This is a genomic window from Pseudomonas sp. B10(2017) (genome assembly GCF_002113295.1).
Taxonomy (GTDB): Bacteria; Pseudomonadota; Gammaproteobacteria; order Pseudomonadales; family Pseudomonadaceae; genus Aquipseudomonas; species Aquipseudomonas pudica.
In genome coordinates, this window is sequence record NZ_NEJU01000022.1 from 32,583 (window position 1) to 48,179 (window position 15,597).

General features: G+C 64.4%; 15 protein-coding genes. 13 read left to right on the forward strand and 2 right to left on the reverse strand.

The genetic code is table 11. The features are described from left to right. The first annotated feature begins 4 nt into the window (after window positions 1–4). The 13 genes from CAF92_RS22120 to CAF92_RS22175 all read left to right on the forward strand — a co-directional run bounded on the left by CAF92_RS22120 (window position 5) and on the right by CAF92_RS22175 (window position 13,901). Window positions 5–511, forward strand: a complete 507-nt coding sequence (locus CAF92_RS22120) for a chemotaxis protein CheW (RefSeq protein WP_085601941.1) — start codon at window positions 5–7, stop codon at window positions 509–511. Next, window positions 508–1,788: a protein-glutamate O-methyltransferase CheR gene (locus CAF92_RS22125; RefSeq protein ID WP_085601942.1), complete on the forward strand. Its 1,281-nt coding sequence runs from the start codon at window positions 508–510 to the stop codon at window positions 1,786–1,788. The genes CAF92_RS22120 and CAF92_RS22125 overlap by 4 nt, the downstream gene beginning before the upstream one ends. Beyond that, complete coding sequence (locus CAF92_RS22130) at window positions 1,785–2,447, forward strand: chemotaxis protein CheW (RefSeq protein ID WP_085601943.1); 663 nt, start codon at window positions 1,785–1,787, stop codon at window positions 2,445–2,447. The genes CAF92_RS22125 and CAF92_RS22130 overlap by 4 nt, the downstream gene beginning before the upstream one ends. Then, a complete protein-coding gene (locus tag CAF92_RS22135) occupies window positions 2,444–4,741 on the forward strand; it encodes a hybrid sensor histidine kinase/response regulator (RefSeq protein WP_085601944.1) in 2,298 nt (765 codons plus the stop codon). Before CAF92_RS22130 ends, CAF92_RS22135 begins: the two co-directional genes overlap by 4 nt. Next, window positions 4,738–5,751, forward strand: coding sequence for a Wsp signal transduction system protein-glutamate methylesterase WspF (wspF, locus tag CAF92_RS22140; protein ID WP_085601945.1), 1,014 nt, complete (start codon window positions 4,738–4,740; stop codon window positions 5,749–5,751). The genes CAF92_RS22135 and wspF overlap by 4 nt, the downstream gene beginning before the upstream one ends. A gap of 51 nt (window positions 5,752–5,802) precedes the next feature. Next, window positions 5,803–6,807 (forward strand): Wsp signal transduction system regulator diguanylate cyclase WspR, encoded by a 1,005-nt coding sequence (wspR, locus tag CAF92_RS22145; RefSeq protein ID WP_046616106.1) that lies wholly within the window; start codon window positions 5,803–5,805, stop codon window positions 6,805–6,807. 223 nt (window positions 6,808–7,030) lie between these two features. Then, window positions 7,031–8,126, forward strand: a protein-coding gene (prfB, locus tag CAF92_RS27165; protein ID WP_108480361.1) for a peptide chain release factor 2 whose coding sequence is annotated in 2 segments (ribosomal slippage) — window positions 7,031–7,102 and window positions 7,104–8,126 — 1,095 coding nt in all. Because the reading frame shifts where the segments join, the coding sequence is not laid out codon by codon here. 92 nt (window positions 8,127–8,218) lie between these two features. After that, window positions 8,219–9,721, forward strand: coding sequence for a lysine--tRNA ligase (gene lysS, locus CAF92_RS22150; protein WP_046616107.1), 1,503 nt, complete (start codon window positions 8,219–8,221; stop codon window positions 9,719–9,721). Window positions 9,722–9,987: 266 nt separating this feature from the next. Continuing rightward, window positions 9,988–10,692, forward strand: coding sequence for a TetR/AcrR family transcriptional regulator (locus tag CAF92_RS22155; protein ID WP_015269162.1), 705 nt, complete (start codon window positions 9,988–9,990; stop codon window positions 10,690–10,692). Between the two features lie 29 nt (window positions 10,693–10,721). Further along, window positions 10,722–11,270, forward strand: coding sequence for a hypothetical protein (locus CAF92_RS22160; protein WP_003258915.1), 549 nt, complete (start codon window positions 10,722–10,724; stop codon window positions 11,268–11,270). Window positions 11,271–11,405: 135 nt separating this feature from the next. Continuing rightward, window positions 11,406–12,683 (forward strand): flavohemoglobin expression-modulating QEGLA motif protein, encoded by a 1,278-nt coding sequence (locus tag CAF92_RS22165; protein WP_085601946.1) that lies wholly within the window; start codon window positions 11,406–11,408, stop codon window positions 12,681–12,683. Further along, window positions 12,655–13,578 carry an alpha/beta hydrolase gene (locus tag CAF92_RS22170; protein ID WP_085601947.1) on the forward strand — a complete coding sequence of 308 codons (924 nt, stop codon included), beginning with the start codon at window positions 12,655–12,657 and terminating at the stop codon, window positions 13,576–13,578. Before CAF92_RS22165 ends, CAF92_RS22170 begins: the two co-directional genes overlap by 29 nt. Beyond that, the gene (locus CAF92_RS22175) at window positions 13,575–13,901 is read left to right on the forward strand and encodes a hypothetical protein (protein WP_003252219.1); all 327 of its coding nucleotides are present in this window, start codon (window positions 13,575–13,577) and stop codon (window positions 13,899–13,901) included. The genes CAF92_RS22170 and CAF92_RS22175 overlap by 4 nt, the downstream gene beginning before the upstream one ends. Window positions 13,902–14,147: 246 nt before the next feature. On the opposite strand, the gene CAF92_RS22180 is transcribed toward CAF92_RS22175, so the two are convergent. Next, the gene (locus CAF92_RS22180; protein WP_015269164.1) at window positions 14,148–14,939 is read right to left on the reverse strand and encodes an OmpA family protein; all 792 of its coding nucleotides are present in this window, start codon (window positions 14,937–14,939) and stop codon (window positions 14,148–14,150) included. A gap of 50 nt (window positions 14,940–14,989) precedes the next feature. Then, window positions 14,990–15,403 (reverse strand): DUF4398 domain-containing protein, encoded by a 414-nt coding sequence (locus tag CAF92_RS22185; RefSeq protein WP_085601948.1) that lies wholly within the window; start codon window positions 15,401–15,403, stop codon window positions 14,990–14,992. Window positions 15,404–15,597: the final 194 nt, after the last annotated feature.

Consider the following 15,597-nt stretch of genomic DNA (forward strand, 5'->3'; position numbering starts at 1 on the left):
TGCGATGAACGACTTGCAACCGCGTGCCGCGCGGGCGGTCAACGCCAAGGGGGCGTTGTACCTGCAGTTTAGCATCCGGGAGCAACGCTTTGCCCTGAGCGTGCACGAGGTGATCGAGGTGTTGCCGCGCCAGCCGCTCAAGCCGATTGCCAAGGCGCCTGCCTGGGTCGCAGGCATACTTGCACACCGGGGCTTGCTGGTACCGGTGGTCGACCTGGCGGCGTTGAGCTTCGGCCAGCCGGCAGCGCAGCGCACCAGTACCCGCCTGGTGCTGGTGCACTACCGAGGCGGCCTGCAGCTTGGCCTGATCCTGGAACAGGCCACCGAAACCCTGCGTTGTCACCCCAACGAGTTTCAGCCCTATGGCGTGGACAGCGCCGAGGCCCCGTACCTGGGCCCGGTGCGTCAGGATGAGCAGGGCTTGCTGCAGCGCATTGAAGTCAACGACCTGCTGCCCGATGCCGTGCACGAGTTGCTGTACGCGGATGATCCGACAGGGGTGCCGACATGAACGAACAGCATTTCTTCCGCTTCTTGCGCGAACGCATCGGCCTGGACGTGGAGTCGGTGGGCGCGCCCATGGTCGAGCGTGCGCTGCGCCAGCGCTGCGTGGCCGTGAACGCTGCGGACCTGGATGATTACTGGCTGCACCTGCAACAGTCGATGGATGAGCAACAGGCACTGATCGAAGCGGTCATCGTCCCGGAAACCTGGTTCTTCCGTTACCCAGAGTCCTTCACGGCCTTGGCCAGCCTGGCGCACAAGCGCCTGACCGAGCTGGCCGGGGTGCGCCCGCTGCGTTTGCTCAGCCTGCCTTGCTCGACCGGCGAGGAGCCCTATTCGCTGGCCATGGCCTTGCTCGATGCCGGTATCGCGCCGGGGGCGTTCATGATCGACGGCATGGACATCAGCCCCAGTTCCGTGGCCAAGGCCGGGCAGGGCGTGTACGGCCGCAATGCCTTCCGTGGCAGCGACCTGGGCTTTCGCGAGCGTTACTTCGATGCTTTGGAGGAAGGCCACCTCCTGCATGAACGGGTGCGCGAGCAAGTCAGCCTGCAGGTGGGCAATGTGCTCGACCCGGCGCTGGCCAGCCGCGATGGCCTTTACGATTTCGTGTTCTGCCGCAACCTGCTGATCTATTTCGACGTGCCGACCCAACAACGGGTGTTCGAAGTGCTCAAGCGCTTGTTGCACCCTCAGGGTGTGCTGTTCATCGGTCCGGCCGAAGGCAGCTTGCTGGCGCGATTGGGCATGCGCCCGCTGGGGATTGCCCAATCGTTCGCCTACGTGCGCCAAGAGGAGGGCGGCGCCGCGCTGGCTACCCCCCCGGTCCAGCCCTTGCGGCGCACGCCGTCCGCACTGGCCAAGCCAGGCTATCCGTTACCGAGCCCAGCGTCGTCGCGCCCACTGCGGGTGCTGCCTGTGGCTGCCAAGCCAGCGCCAGCGCCAGCGCGCGAGCACAAGCGCGAGGCGGCAAGCGAGTTGCTGGCCAGCATTGCCCGGCTTGCCAATGCCGGTGCCAGCGACCAGGCCCGTGGCGAATGCCAGCGCTACCTGGACCAGTTCGCGCCTTCGGCACAGGTTTACTACTGGCTGGGGCTGCTCAGCGATACCGAAGGCGATGCCCAGCAGGCACTGACCCACTATCGCAAAGCCCTGTACCTGGAGCCGCAGCACCCCGAGGCGCTGGTACACCTGGCGGCGTTGTTGGCGGCCCAGGGTGACTTGGCCGGCGCTCGGCGCCTTCAGGAGCGCGCCGCGCGGGTTGGCCGGGAGTCTGAACGATGAAGGAATCCGCGATGCAGTTGCTCGCCGAGGATGACGCGCACATCGACGATTGCTGGAACCGCATTGGCGTACACGGCGACAAGCAGTGCCCACTGCTGGAACGTCACGTTCACTGCCGCAACTGCGAGGTATATGCCGCAGCGGCCACACGCCTGCTCGACCGCTACGCGCTGATGCAGGACCATCAGGCTGCCGTGGTGTCGCCAGTCGAGGAAAGCACCGGCCGCTCCATGCTGCTGTTCCGCCTGGGCGAAGAGTGGCTGGCGCTGGCCACCGCCTGCCTGGCCGAAATTGCCCCGCTACAGGCGGTGCATTCGCTACCGCACCAGCGCTCGCGGGTATTGCAGGGGGTGGCAAACGTGCGCGGTGCGCTGGTGCCGTGCCTGTCACTGGCCGACCTGCTGGGTGTACAGGCCCGCGCTGCCGAGCAACGTGGCGGCCGGGCGGTGCCACGCATGCTGATCCTGGCTGCGGAGGGTGGCCCGGTAGTGATGGCGGTCGAGGAAATCGATGGCATTCACCGGCTCGACCCGAAGCTTCTGGGCAGCGGTCAGGATGCCTCCCGCTTCACCGCAGCGGTGCTGCAATGGCGTGGCCGCAGCGTGCGGGTGCTGGACGATCAACACTTACTGTCTGCCGTGCAGCGGAGCCTGTCATGACCCCAGAGCAAATGCGCGACGCATCGTTGCTCGAACTGTTCAGCCTGGAGGCCGAGGCGCAGACCCAGGTGCTCAGCGCCGGCCTGATGGCGCTGGAGCGTAATCCCACGCAGGCCGACCAGCTCGAGGCTTGCATGCGTGCGGCCCACTCCCTGAAGGGCGCGGCGCGGATCGTCGGGGTGGACGCTGGCGTCAGCGTCGCCCATGTCATGGAGGACTGCCTGGTGGCCGCCCAGGAGGGTCGCCTGCGGCTGAGCGCCGAGCATATCGACGCCCTGCTGCAGGGCACCGACCTGTTGATGCGCATCGCCACGCCTGGCGATGCCGGTGCGCAGGCGACTCTGCCGGTGTTCCTTGCGCAAATGGCCAACCTGCTCGACCCGGGGGCGGCAGCCGTGCCCCCCGCGCCGCCAGCCGTGCCAGCGCAGCCGGAAGCGCCGGGGCAAACCGCACAAGACGAACCTGTGCCGCTGCCTGTCGAACCCTTGGAGCCTGAGCCCGAGCCGGCCCCACGTCGCAAGGCCGGCAAGCGCACCGGCGAAGGGACGGAGCGGGTGCTGCGAGTGACCGCCGACCGCCTCAACAGCCTGCTCGACCTTTCCAGCAAGTCGCTGGTGGAAACCCAGCGGCTCAAGCCTTACCTGGCGACCTTGCAGCGTCTCAAGCGCATGCATGGCCAGGGCATGCAGGCGCTTGACGGCCTTCGCATGCAGCTGGAGGACAGTGGCCAGAGCAGCGAGGTGCTCGAAGCCCTGGCACAGACCCAGCGCCTGCTGGCGGAAACCCAGCAGATCCTGCAGCAGCAAGCTGGCGACCTGGACGAGTTCGGCTGGCAGGCCAGCCAGCGCGCACAACTGCTGTATGACACCGCGCTGGCCTGCCGGATGCGGCCGTTTGCCGATGTGCTGACTGGCCAGAGCCGCATGGTGCGCGACCTTGGCCGTTCGCTGGGCAAGCCGGTGCGGCTGCTGGTAGAGGGGGACAAGACCCAGGTCGACCGTGACGTGCTGGAAAAGCTCGAAGCACCGCTGACCCACCTGTTGCGTAACGCGGTCGATCACGGCATCGAGCTGCCCGAACGGCGGCTGCTGGCGGGCAAGGCGGAGGAGGGGGTGATCCGCCTGCGGGCCTCGCACCAGGCCGGTATGCTCAGCCTGGAATTGATCGACGACGGTGCCGGCATCGACCTCGAGCGCCTGCGCAGCAGCATTGTCGAGCGTGCCCTTTCGCCCGCTGACACGGTGGCGCGGATGAGCGAGGAAGAGTTGCTGACGTTTCTGTTCCTGCCCGGTTTCAGCCTGCGCGACAAGGTCACCGAAGTGTCCGGTCGCGGCGTGGGCCTGGATGCGGTGCAGCACATGATCCGTGAGCTGCGCGGTTCGATCGAACTGACCCAGTTGGCCGGGCAGGGTTGCCGTTTCCACCTGCAGGTGCCATTGACCCTGTCGGTGGTGCGCAGCCTGGTGGTCGAGGTGGGCGGCGAGGCCTATGCATTCCCGCTCGCTCATATCGAACGCACGCTCGAAGTGAGCGCCGAAGAGATCGTGCAGATCGAAGGCCGCCAGCACTTCTGGCACGAAGGCCGGCACATCGGCCTGGTCGCGGCCAGCCAACTGCTCAACCGCCCGGCCGGGCAAACGCAGGAGAACAGCCTGCGGGTGGTGGTGATTCGCGAGCGCGAGCAACTGTACGGCGTGGCCGTGGAGCGCCTGGTGGGCGAGCGGGTGCTGGTGGTGATGCCGCTCGACCCACGGCTGGGCAAGGTGCAGGACATTTCTTCCGGTGCCTTGCTCGACGATGGTTCGGTGGTGCTGATCATCGATGTCGAGGACCTGCTGCGTTCGGTGGAGAAACTGCTCAGCACCGGCAGCCTGGAGCGCATCGAACGCGGCAGCAGCGGAGCCCGTGGCGTGGCGCGCCAGCGTATCCTGGTGGTCGACGATTCGCTTACCGTGCGTGAACTGCAGCGCAAGCTGCTCGGCAACCGCGGTTACGACGTGGCCGTGGCGGTGGATGGCATGGACGGCTGGAACGCCTTGCGTGGCGAGGACTTCGACCTGCTTATCACCGACATCGACATGCCGCGCATGGACGGCATCGAACTGGTCACCCTGGTGCGCCGCGACCAGCGCCTGCAGTCGCTGCCGGTGATGGTGGTGTCCTACAAGGACCGTGAGGAAGACCGACGGCGTGGCCTGGATGCCGGCGCCGACTACTATTTGGCAAAGGCCAGCTTCCATGACGACGCGTTGCTGGATGCTGTGGTTGAGCTGATCGGAGGTGCTCAGGGATGAAGATCGCCATCGTCAACGACATGCCCATGGCCGTCGAGGCGCTGCGCCGGGCAGTCGCCTTGGAGCCGGCGCACCAGGTGGTGTGGGTGGCCAGCAATGGTGCCGAGGCGGTGCAGCGCTGCACCGAGCAGCAGCCAGACCTGATTCTCATGGACCTGATCATGCCGGTCATGGATGGTGTCGAGGCCACCCGGCGGATCATGGCCGAAACCCCATGCGCCATCGTAATCGTCACGGTCGACCGCAAGCAGAACGTGCACCGAGTGTTCGAGGCCATGGGCTACGGCGCCCTCGACGTGGTAGACACCCCGGCGCTGGGCGCGGGCGACCCCCGTGAAGCGGCGGCGCCACTGCTGCGCAAGATCCTCAATATCGGTTGGCTGATCGGCCAGCAGCGGGCGCCCGCCGCTCGCCCGCTGGCCACGCCACTGCGCGAGGCTTCCCAGCGCCGTGGCCTGGTGGCGATCGGCTCTTCGGCGGGTGGCCCGGCGGCGCTGGAAGTTTTGCTTCAGGGCCTGCCGGCGGCGTTTCCGGCGGCCATCGTGCTGGTCCAGCATGTGGACCAGGTGTTTGCCGCAGGAATGGCCGAATGGCTCAGCAGCGCCGCCGGGCTGCCGGTGCGTCTGGCCCGTGAAGGCGAGCCGCCGCAGCCGGGGCAGGTGTTGCTGGCCGGCACCAATCACCACATTCGCCTGCTACAGAACGGCCAACTGGCCTACACTGCCGAACCTGTCAATGAAATTTACCGACCCTCGATCGATGTCTTCTTCGAGAGTGTGGCGCGCTATTGGGCCGGCGATGCGGTGGGCGTGTTGCTTACCGGCATGGGCCGCGATGGTGCCCAGGGCCTGAAGCTGATGCGCCAGCAAGGCTTCCTGACCATTGCCCAGGACCAGGCCAGCAGTGCGGTGTACGGGATGCCCAAGGCTGCCGCGGCTATCGATGCCGCGGTAGAAATCCGCCCGCTGGAACGCATAGCCGGGCGCTTGATGGAATTTTTCGCAAAATGACGAAGTGTATTGAATCACGCCGCCAGGCCGGTAGTGATCGGGTGAACAGGTATGAATGATTTACCGATCGAAGGTTTCACGACCCCCAACGAGAACTCGGCGATGGTGCTGCTGGTCGACGACCAGGCCATGATCGGCGAGGCGGTGCGGCGTGGCCTGGCCAACGAAGAGAACATCGACTTCCACTTCTGCGCCGACCCGCACCAGGCGGTGGCCCAGGCTGTGCGCATCAAGCCTACGGTTATCCTGCAGGACCTCATCATGCCTGGCCTGGACGGGCTGACCCTGGTGCGTGAATACCGCAACAATCCGGCGACCCAGGACATCCCGATCATCGTTCTGTCGACCAAGGAAGACCCGTTGGTCAAGAGCGCAGCCTTTGCTGCCGGGGCCAACGATTACCTGGTCAAGTTGCCGGATACCATCGAGCTGGTGGCGCGCATCCGCTATCACTCGCGCTCCTACCTCACCCTGCTGCAGCGCGACGAGGCCTACCGTGCCTTGCGCGTAAGCCAGCAGCAACTGCTCGATACCAACCTGATGCTGCAGCGGCTGATGAACTCCGATGGCCTGACCGGGTTGTCCAATCGCCGCCACTTCGACGAGTACCTGGAACTGGAATGGCGCCGGGCCATGCGTGAGCAGCAGCAGTTGTCGCTGCTGATGATCGACGTCGACTACTTCAAGGCCTACAACGACAGTTTTGGCCACCTGGCCGGTGACGAGGCCCTGCGCCAGGTGGCCGAGGCAATCCGCGGCTCTTGCTCGCGGCCGACCGACCTGCCGGCGCGCTATGGCGGCGAGGAATTCGTCCTGGTATTGCCCAACACCTCGCCGGGTGGGGCACGCCTGATGGCCGAGAAGCTGCGCCAGACCGTTCTCGGCCTCGGCATCCCGCACACCGCGCCGGTCCCCGACTCGTATCTGACAGTCAGCATTGGCCTGGCCACCCAGACTCCGTCCATCGGCAGCCATAGCCGGCAGCTGATCTCGGCTGCCGACAAAGGCCTGTACCAGGCCAAGAATGGCGGGCGCAACCAGGTTGGTATCGCCTGAGCCCTTGAAAACTGCACGGCCCCTGTGGGAGCGGGCATGCCCGCGAACAAGGCGACGCAGTGGATGGCACCGGCTTTGCCGGTGTTCGCGGGCATGCCCGCTCCCACAAGGTCCGCGTGATTTCTCAATGTCGCATGCTACCGCCCGGCGGGTCTGCCGCCCTGCAGCGGACTCGGTTATACTCGCAGGCTTTTCACCGAATTCGCACGAGAGCTGCCCGCCCATGGAAATCCAACCGATCCTGAACACCATCAAGGACCTCACCGAGCGTTCCCAGTCCATTCGGGGGTATCTTTGACTACGATCACAAGCATGACCGCCTGATCGAAGTCAACCGCGAACTGGAAGACCCTAACGTCTGGAACAAGCCCGAGTACGCCCAGGCCCTGGGCCGCGAGCGTGCCATGCTGGCACAGGTCGTCGAGACCCTGGACAAGCTGTCCGGCGGCCTGGCGGACTGCCAGGACCTGCTCGACATGGCCGTCGAGGAGAATGACGAAGGCGCCGTCGGCGACGTCGTGACCGAACTGGAAGGCCTGGAAGAAAAACTGGCCCAGCTCGAGTTCCGTCGCATGTTCAGCGGCGAGATGGACATGAACAACGCCTACCTGGACATCCAGGCCGGCTCCGGTGGTACCGAGGCGCAGGACTGGGCCAACATCCTGCTGCGCATGTACCTGCGCTGGGCCGACAAGCGTGGTTTCGATGCCACCATCATCGAGCTTTCCGAAGGTGAAGTCGCCGGCATCAAGGGCGCTACCGTGCATATCAAGGGCGAGTACGCCTTCGGTTGGCTGCGCACCGAGATCGGCGTGCACCGCCTGGTGCGCAAGAGCCCGTTCGACTCCGGTGCCCGTCGCCACACCTCGTTCTCGGCGGTGTTCGTGTCGCCCGAGATCGACGACAAGGTCGAGATCGAGATCAACCCGGCCGACCTGCGTATCGACACCTACCGTTCCTCCGGTGCCGGTGGTCAGCACGTGAACACCACCGACTCGGCGGTGCGTATTACCCACGTACCGACCAACACCGTGGTGGCCTGCCAGAACGAACGCTCCCAGCACGCCAACAAGGACACCGCCATGAAAATGCTGCGGGCCAAGTTGTACGAGCTGGAAATGCAGAAGCGCAACGCCGCCTCGCAGGCGCTGGAAGACAGCAAGTCGGACATCGGCTGGGGCCACCAGATCCGCTCCTATGTGCTGGATGACTCGCGTATCAAGGACCTGCGTACCGGTGTCGAGCGCAGCGACTGCCAGAAGGTGCTGGACGGCGACCTCGACCAGTACCTGGAAGCGAGCCTCAAGCAGGGGCTGTAAACCGCATACAACCGCCGCGGTACCTGGCCTGGGCCGGTATCGCGTGCCCTGCCCGAAAGGGGCACCGAACACCTGATGGAAAGAATGACGAAATGAGCGACCTCAAGACCGAAGCGCAAGACCTGCAACAGGAAGAAAACGCCCTGATCGCCCTGCGCAAGGAAAAGCTTGCCGCCGAGCGCGCCAAGGGCAATGCCTTCCCCAATGACTTCCGTCGCGACAGCTACTGCAACGACCTGCAGAAGCAGTATGCGGACAAGACCAAGGAAGAACTGGAAGCTGCAGCGATTCCGGTCAAGGTTGCCGGCCGCATCATGCTAAACCGCGGCTCGTTCATGGTCATTCAGGACATGACCGGCCGTATCCAGGTCTACGTCAACCGCAAGACCCTGTCGGAAGAGACCCTGGCCGCGGTCAAGACCTGGGACCTGGGCGACATCATCAGCGCCGAAGGCACTCTGGCCCGTTCCGGCAAGGGCGACCTGTACGTCGAAATGACCAATGTGCGCTTGCTGACCAAGTCGCTGCGCCCGCTGCCCGACAAGCACCACGGCCTGACCGACACCGAGCAGCGCTACCGCCAGCGTTACGTCGACCTGATGGTAAATGAAGAAACCCGCCACACCTTCCGCGTGCGTTCGCAGGTGATCTCGCACATCCGCAAGTTCCTCATCGAGCGCGACTTCCTCGAAGTCGAGACGCCGATGCTGCAAACCATCCCGGGTGGTGCCGCGGCCAAGCCGTTCGAAACCCATCACAACGCCCTGGACATGGCCATGTTCCTGCGTATTGCGCCGGAGCTGTACCTCAAGCGCCTGGTAGTTGGTGGCTTCGAGAAGGTGTTCGAGATCAACCGCAACTTCCGTAACGAAGGCGTTTCGACTCGTCACAACCCTGAATTCACCATGCTCGAGTTCTACCAGGCCTACGCCGACTACCGCGACAACATGGACCTCACCGAGGAACTGTTCCGCGAGCTGGCGCAGCTGGTACTGGGCACTACCGATGTGCCGTACGGCGACAAGGTGTTCCACTTCGGCGAGCCGTTCGCCCGCCTGTCGGTATTCGACTCGATCCTCAAGTACAACCCGGAGCTGACCGCTGCCGACCTGCAGGACGTCGACCGCGCACGCGACATCGCCAAAAAGGCCGGGGCCAAGGTGCTGGGCCACGAAGGCCTGGGCAAGCTGCAGGTGATGATTTTCGAAGAGCTGGTCGAGCACAAGCTGGAGCAGCCGCATTTCATCACCGAGTACCCGTTCGAAGTGTCGCCGCTGGCCCGTCGCAACGACGACAACCCGGCTGTTACCGACCGTTTCGAGCTGTTCATCGGTGGCCGCGAGATTGCCAACGCCTACTCCGAGCTCAACGATGCCGAAGACCAGGCCGAGCGCTTCCTTGCCCAGGTGGCCGAGAAGGATGCCGGTGACGACGAAGCCATGCACTACGACGCCGACTTCGTCCGCGCCCTGGAGTACGGCATGCCACCGACTGCTGGTGAAGGCATCGGCATCGACCGCCTGGTAATGCTGCTGACCAACTCGCCGTCGATCCGCGACGTGATCCTGTTCCCGCACATGCGTCCGCAGGCCTGAGTGAATTGAACGAGCCGCCTTTCGAGGCGGCTTTTTCTTGCCTGAAGCTTTATGTTGTCGGTACCGGCCTCTTCGCGGGCACGCCCGCTCCCACAGGGACCCCACAGGTCCTTGCAGGTGTGGTTTCCCTCGGGAGCTGTTTTGCCAGCCATCATAGGCCTGCACAGGTCCTGAATGTGGTGAGGTCCCTGTGGGAGCGGGCGCGCCCGCGAAGAGGCCGGCACTGACGAAACACTGTCCATGAGGTACCCCCCGTGACACCCGCAATGCCTCATCAGGGCGCCGCCGGCATCGCCACCGCCGTCGCCGAAAGCGTGCAATACCAAGGCCGCAAGACTGCCCGCCAAGGCAGCGAGCAGCGTCGTCAACTGATCCTCGACGCCGCCATGCGCATTGTCGTGCGCGATGGCGTGCGCGGTGTGCGCCATCGCGCCGTCGCCGCCGAGGCCGGTGTGCCACTGTCGGCCACCACCTACTACTTCAAGGATATCGAGGACCTGCTCACCGATACCTTCGCCCAGTACGTCGAACGCAGCGCCGCCTACATGGCCAAGCTGTGGGCCAATACCGAGGTGGTGTTGCGCCAGTTGCTGGCCCAGGGTGACGGCAGCCCGCAGGCGCGGGCACGCCTGGCTGACGAGGTCGCGCGCATGACTGCCGACTACGTGCAGCGGCAACTGCTGAACCGCCGCGACTTCCTGATGGCCGAACAGGCCTTCCGCCAGGAGGCGCTGCTTTGCCCGCGCCTTGCTCAACTGGTGTGCGCCCATGAACAGATTTTGCTGCATGGCACCCGCCAATTGCTGCAGGTGGTGGGTTCGCAGCAACCGGAACAGGATGCCCAAATGTTGACGGCGATTATCGAGCAGATGGAATATCAGGGCCTGCTCAAGGATGCGAATGCGCAAGCCGATGGGCAGATGCTCGCTATGCTTAGCCGATACCTGCAGCTGGTGCTGGCATCGGCCTGAGCCGAGACCGACTTTTCAAGGAGAACCTGATGAAAGCCTGGCGTGTGGTGTTGTTGACTTTGTCATTCCTGCTGCTGGGCGGTTGTCTGGTGACCTTCCACGAGCCCTTGCCGAGCAACCAGGCAGCGCCCAAGGCCCTGCTCGGCAAGTGGAGCAGCAAGGACGCCTGGGGTGAGCCGCTGAAGCTGGTGATTAGCCGTAGCGGCGGCGATGCCTACAAGGCGGTGGCCACGGCCAAGGGCAAGGCCCCCGAGGAATACGTGTTCACCGTGTCGCGCCACGGCAACCGCTGGTACCTGTCGGCTGGCGTGCCGAAACGCCTGGGTGGCAACTTCCTTATCGGCGGTTTCGATATCGTCGATGGCAAGGAACTGGTGGTCTACAACCTGGATGTGGAGCAGGTGCAGCAGGCGGTGGACAAGAAGGAACTGACCGGGCGCAGCACCGAAGTGCCGGAAGACAACGGCGACGGCGTGCTGATCGACAGCCCGTCGGCGCGGGTGCTGGCTTACCTGGACGACCCGGCCAACTCCGACCTGTTCGTTGAAGTGGCGCGGTTCCAGCGGTCCGGCAAATGACCGTGCTGGCTTCTTCGCGGCTGAAGCCGCTCCCACAGGGACCGCACCGGTTTCGAGCCTGATGCAGTACCAGTGGGAGCGGCTTTAGCCGCGAAGAGGCCGGTACAGGTTTCTTGTACTAGAAAGGAGTCCCCGGTGGACGAATACCAGCAAACCATCCGTGCCCTGTCTGACCGCATCGTTGCGGCACAGACCCCGATCCGGGTCCTGGACGCGGTGAAGTGGGACGACAACATCCGCCAGGGCTTCCTCAAGGCCAAGGGCAAGGAGCCGCCGGCCGTCGACCGTGCCTACTACCAGTCGCGCCCGCTGGCGTTCGATTCCAGCGCGGTCAAGGCCGAGTTCCAGGGCATCGAGCGCGACATCATTCGCCAGCTCGGTCAGTTCAACCCGGTCGGGCAGATCATGAAGCGCATGTGTCGCGAATACCGCATGGTGGTGCGCATGCTCGAAGCGCGCGGCACCGAGGATTTCGGCCTGATCTCCCAGGAACTGTACGGCGCTGCTTCGGATGCCTTCCACGCCGGTGACCCGACCCTGGCCGACCTCGGCCTGATGCTGTCGGACTACCTGAACAACATCGATGGCCGTGGCGACCTCAAGGACGAACCGAAGAACCTCACCGCCAAGGAGGCTGTGGAAATCCTCCAGCACCGGTTGAACAAGGTGTTCGGCGAGGCCGAGGAAACCATTCGTGTGTTCGAGTCCGACGGTATCGTCGCCGATGCTGCGGCCGGGGCTGACTACATCAAGGTGCGTGCCGACGCCATGTTCAACTCCCGTGACGTGCGCGCCCTGGAGGTGCACGAAGGGCTGGTGCATGTCGGTACCACGCTCAACGGCCTGAACCAGCCGATCTGTACTTTCCTGGCCAAGGGCCCGCCCTCGTCGACGGTAACGCAGGAAGGCCTGGCCATCCTCATGGAGGTGATCGCCTTCGCCTCCTACCCCAGCCGCCTGCGCAAGCTCACCAATCGCACCCGCGCCATCCACATGGTCGAGGAGGGTGCAGATTTCATGCAGGTCTACAACTTCTTCCGCGAGCAGGGGTTCGAGATGGCGCAGAGCTACAGCAACGCCAGCCGGGTGTTCCGTGGGTCGGTGCCCAATGGCCTGCCATTTACCAAGGACTTGTCCTACCTCAAGGGCTTCATCATGGTTTACAACTACATTCAGTTGGCCGTGAAGAAGGGCAAGCTCGAACAGATCCCGTTGCTGTTCTGTGGCAAGACCACCCTGGAAGACATGCGTACCCTGCGACAGTTGGTCGAGGAAGGCCTGGTCGAGCCTCCCAAGTACCTGCCCGAGCAGTTCCGCGACCTCAACGCGCTGTCGGCCTGGATGTGCTTCTCCAACTTCCTCAACCACCTGAGCCTGGATCGCATTGAAGCCGATTACGCGAACATTCTCTGAGTGCTGCCGCCTGCTGGCCCTGGGTTTGATCCTGCTGGGCCTGGGCGGTTGCAGCAGCCTGCTGTTCTACCCCGAACGTGGCCAGGCGTTCACGCCAGAGCGGGCCAGGCTCGAATACCGCGATGTCACCCTGACCACTGCTGATGGTATCCGCCTGCACGGCTGGTGGTTGCCGGCCAAGGCCGGGGTCCAGGTCAAGGGCACGGTGCTGCACCTGCACGGCAATGGCGGCAACCTGCCTGGGCACCTGGGCGGCAGCTACTGGCTGCCGGAGCAGGGCTACCAGGTATTGATGATCGATTACCGCGGCTACGGCCTGTCGCAGGGCGAGCCGAGCCTGCCTGAGGTGTACCAGGACATCGCGGCGGCCATGGCCTGGCTGGAACAGGCGCCCGAGGTAAAGGGCAAGCCGCTGGTATTGCTGGGGCAGAGCCTCGGCGGGGCCATGGCCATTCACTACCTGGCGGCCCACCCGGAGCAGCGCCAGCGTTTCAGTGCCCTGGTGTTCGACGGTGTGCCGGCCAGTTACCGTGCGGTCGGGCGTTTTGCCCTCAGCACCTCGTGGATGACCTGGCCGCTGCAGGTGCCGCTGTCGTGGCTGGTGCCGGACGGCGACAGCGCCATCCGCTCGATCGCGCAACTGAGCAGCCCGCCCAAGCTGTTCTTCCACAGCATCGACGACACCCTGGTGCCGATGGACAACGGCATCCGCCTGTACCAGCACGCGCCTGCGCCACGGGTGCTGCAACTGACCCGTGGCGGCCACGTGCAGACCTTCGCCGACCCGACCTGGCGCCAGGTGATGCTGCGTTTTCTTGACGACCCCAGCTATTTCAACGGCCTGCGGCGGCTGGCCGAAGTACCCAATTACCCTGACGAGAAGAACAAGCAATGAGTGAAGAACGCAACGCCATCCCGCTGATCCTGACCGGTGTCGGCAGCATCATCGTGACGGTGGGGGCCTTGTGGTACTACGGTTACCTGCATTTCGCCAAGCCCGAGGATGCCCTGTTGCTGCAGGACTTCACCATGCTCAAGACCATCCCAGGCGAGGACTACAAGGTCTCGCTCGACCCGGCGCCACAAGTGGCCCAATGCGTCGATGGCGTGCTGGTGTTGTTCGATACCCAGCAGAAAGGCCTGACCGGGGTGCTGGTGGACAACCGCAAGCGCGCGGTGCGTTGCATGGGCGAGGAAACCCCGCAGCAGGTGCAGTGAGCCATTATCTCTGCTGCCTGTGCTGCCCCTTTCGCGGCTGAAGCCGCTCCCACAGGGACTGTGCAAAGCTCAAGATATCTGCTGCCTGAACTGGCCTCTTCGCGGGCACGCCCGCTCCCACAGGGATCGCGCAAAGCTCGAAACTGGCGCCGTACCTGTGGGAGCGGGCGTGCCCGCGAAGAGGCCGGAACAGGCAAAAGAAAGCCCCGCGTCGAGCGCGGGGCTTGTCAGTTCAGCTAGCCAGCCTTACTGCTGTACCTGGCTCACAGAGCGCGGCGCCACCGGCTGGTTGTCGTTGGAGATGGTCACCTCCACCCGACGGTTCTGCGCACGCCCCGAATTGCTCGAGTTGTCCGCTACCGGGTACTCCTTGCCATAGCCCTGGGCGACGATGCGCGCCGGGTCGACGCCAGCACGTACCAGTGCCATGCGCACGCTGTTGGCGCGGCGCTCCGACAGGCCCTGGTTGTAGTTGGCAGAGCCTACGCTGTCGGTGTAACCCTCGACAATCACCTTGCGTTCCGGGTTTTCCTGAAGGAACTGCGCCAGCTTGGTGACGTTCGGGTAGGCGTTGCTCTTGAGTTCGGCCTTGTTGAAGTCGAACAGCACGTCACCGAAGGTGACCAGCGTGCCGCGATCGGTCTGCTTGGCGTTGAGGCTGTCCTGCAGCTTGGCGATCTGTGCGTCGCGGGCGTCCAGCTTGGCCTGGGCGCGCTGGGCCGAGGCGTTCTTCAGTTCGCTTTCGGCGGTGCGCAGGGCAATGGTCTGCTTGGCCACCTCGACGCGCTGGTTGGTCAGGTAGGCCAACTGGTCGACCTTCTTCTCGTCTTCACGGTCCATGTAGGCCTTGTCGGCCTTGTTCAGCCAGTCCTGGGCGTCCTTGGTCTCCAGCGCGGCAACCTTGCTCGATTGCGGGTCGCTCTGCAGCGAGGAGAAGTTGGTGCGGGCCGATTCGAGGTTGGCGTTAGGGTCGTGCGAGCAGGCAGCAAGACCGACGCTCAGGGCCAGCAGGGCGGGAATCATGACGTAGTTGCGCATAGTGTTCATCCTTTGATCGTGTGCGAAGGCCGAGGGGGGCGCGGCAGGGCTCACTGAGCGCTGCGCAGGCCTTCCTCACGTACGTCCTGAACGCCCTGGCGGGCATCCTGCACGGCCTTCTGGGCCTTGGCCGCCTGGGCCTTGCGTTCGGCGAGGCGGGCGTCCCATTCGGCCTGTTCGGCCAGGCGCCTGGCGTCGTCGTACTTCTTGTCATGCATGGCGATCTCGGCCTGCTTGAACTTGTCCTGCGCCGCTTTCATTTCCACGGCGGCGAACTCGGTGCCGCCAGCGCTGACGGCGGAGTTCACGGCGGACTGGGTGACTGCATACTGCTCGGTGGGCGGGTTGCCCGCACAGCCGGCCAGAACGAGGCTGCTGCCCAGGGCCAGCGCTGCCAGCTTCAACCCGCGCACATGAGTGGATGAGGGTTTGTAGATGCGGGTGTTCTTGGTGGTCAGTTCCATTGGATCACTCCTGTTTACGACGTTGTCCGTAGCAGTCCATCGCTCGTTCCCTGACACGTGCACGCGCTTCAGCTCAACGGTGCACAACGGCAGGTGTGCAGGGTTTTAGCGTGATGGCTATTGGCTGTGACTGACGCGTTTTTCGGATAGTTCAGAAAAAATCATCCTGAGCGGATAACTATTTCTGACTAATC

What these genes read in the sequence shown, in the direction of transcription:
- CAF92_RS22120 (WP_085601941.1), top strand. Translation starts at nt 5, where the DNA reads ATGAACGACTTGCAACCGCGTGCCGCGCGGGCGGTCAACGCCAAGGGG.
- CAF92_RS22125 (WP_085601942.1), top strand. Translation starts at nt 508, where the DNA reads ATGAACGAACAGCATTTCTTCCGCTTCTTGCGCGAACGCATCGGCCTG.
- CAF92_RS22130 (WP_085601943.1), top strand. Translation starts at nt 1,785, where the DNA reads ATGAAGGAATCCGCGATGCAGTTGCTCGCCGAGGATGACGCGCACATC.
- CAF92_RS22135 (WP_085601944.1), top strand. Translation starts at nt 2,444, where the DNA reads ATGACCCCAGAGCAAATGCGCGACGCATCGTTGCTCGAACTGTTCAGC.
- wspF (WP_085601945.1), top strand. Translation starts at nt 4,738, where the DNA reads ATGAAGATCGCCATCGTCAACGACATGCCCATGGCCGTCGAGGCGCTG.
- wspR (WP_046616106.1), top strand. Translation starts at nt 5,803, where the DNA reads ATGAATGATTTACCGATCGAAGGTTTCACGACCCCCAACGAGAACTCG.
- lysS (WP_046616107.1), top strand. Translation starts at nt 8,219, where the DNA reads ATGAGCGACCTCAAGACCGAAGCGCAAGACCTGCAACAGGAAGAAAAC.
- CAF92_RS22155 (WP_015269162.1), top strand. Translation starts at nt 9,988, where the DNA reads ATGCCTCATCAGGGCGCCGCCGGCATCGCCACCGCCGTCGCCGAAAGC.
- CAF92_RS22160 (WP_003258915.1), top strand. Translation starts at nt 10,722, where the DNA reads ATGAAAGCCTGGCGTGTGGTGTTGTTGACTTTGTCATTCCTGCTGCTG.
- CAF92_RS22175 (WP_003252219.1), top strand. Translation starts at nt 13,575, where the DNA reads ATGAGTGAAGAACGCAACGCCATCCCGCTGATCCTGACCGGTGTCGGC.
- CAF92_RS22180 (WP_015269164.1), bottom strand. Translation starts at nt 14,939, where the DNA reads ATGCGCAACTACGTCATGATTCCCGCCCTGCTGGCCCTGAGCGTCGGT.
- CAF92_RS22185 (WP_085601948.1), bottom strand. Translation starts at nt 15,403, where the DNA reads ATGGAACTGACCACCAAGAACACCCGCATCTACAAACCCTCATCCACT.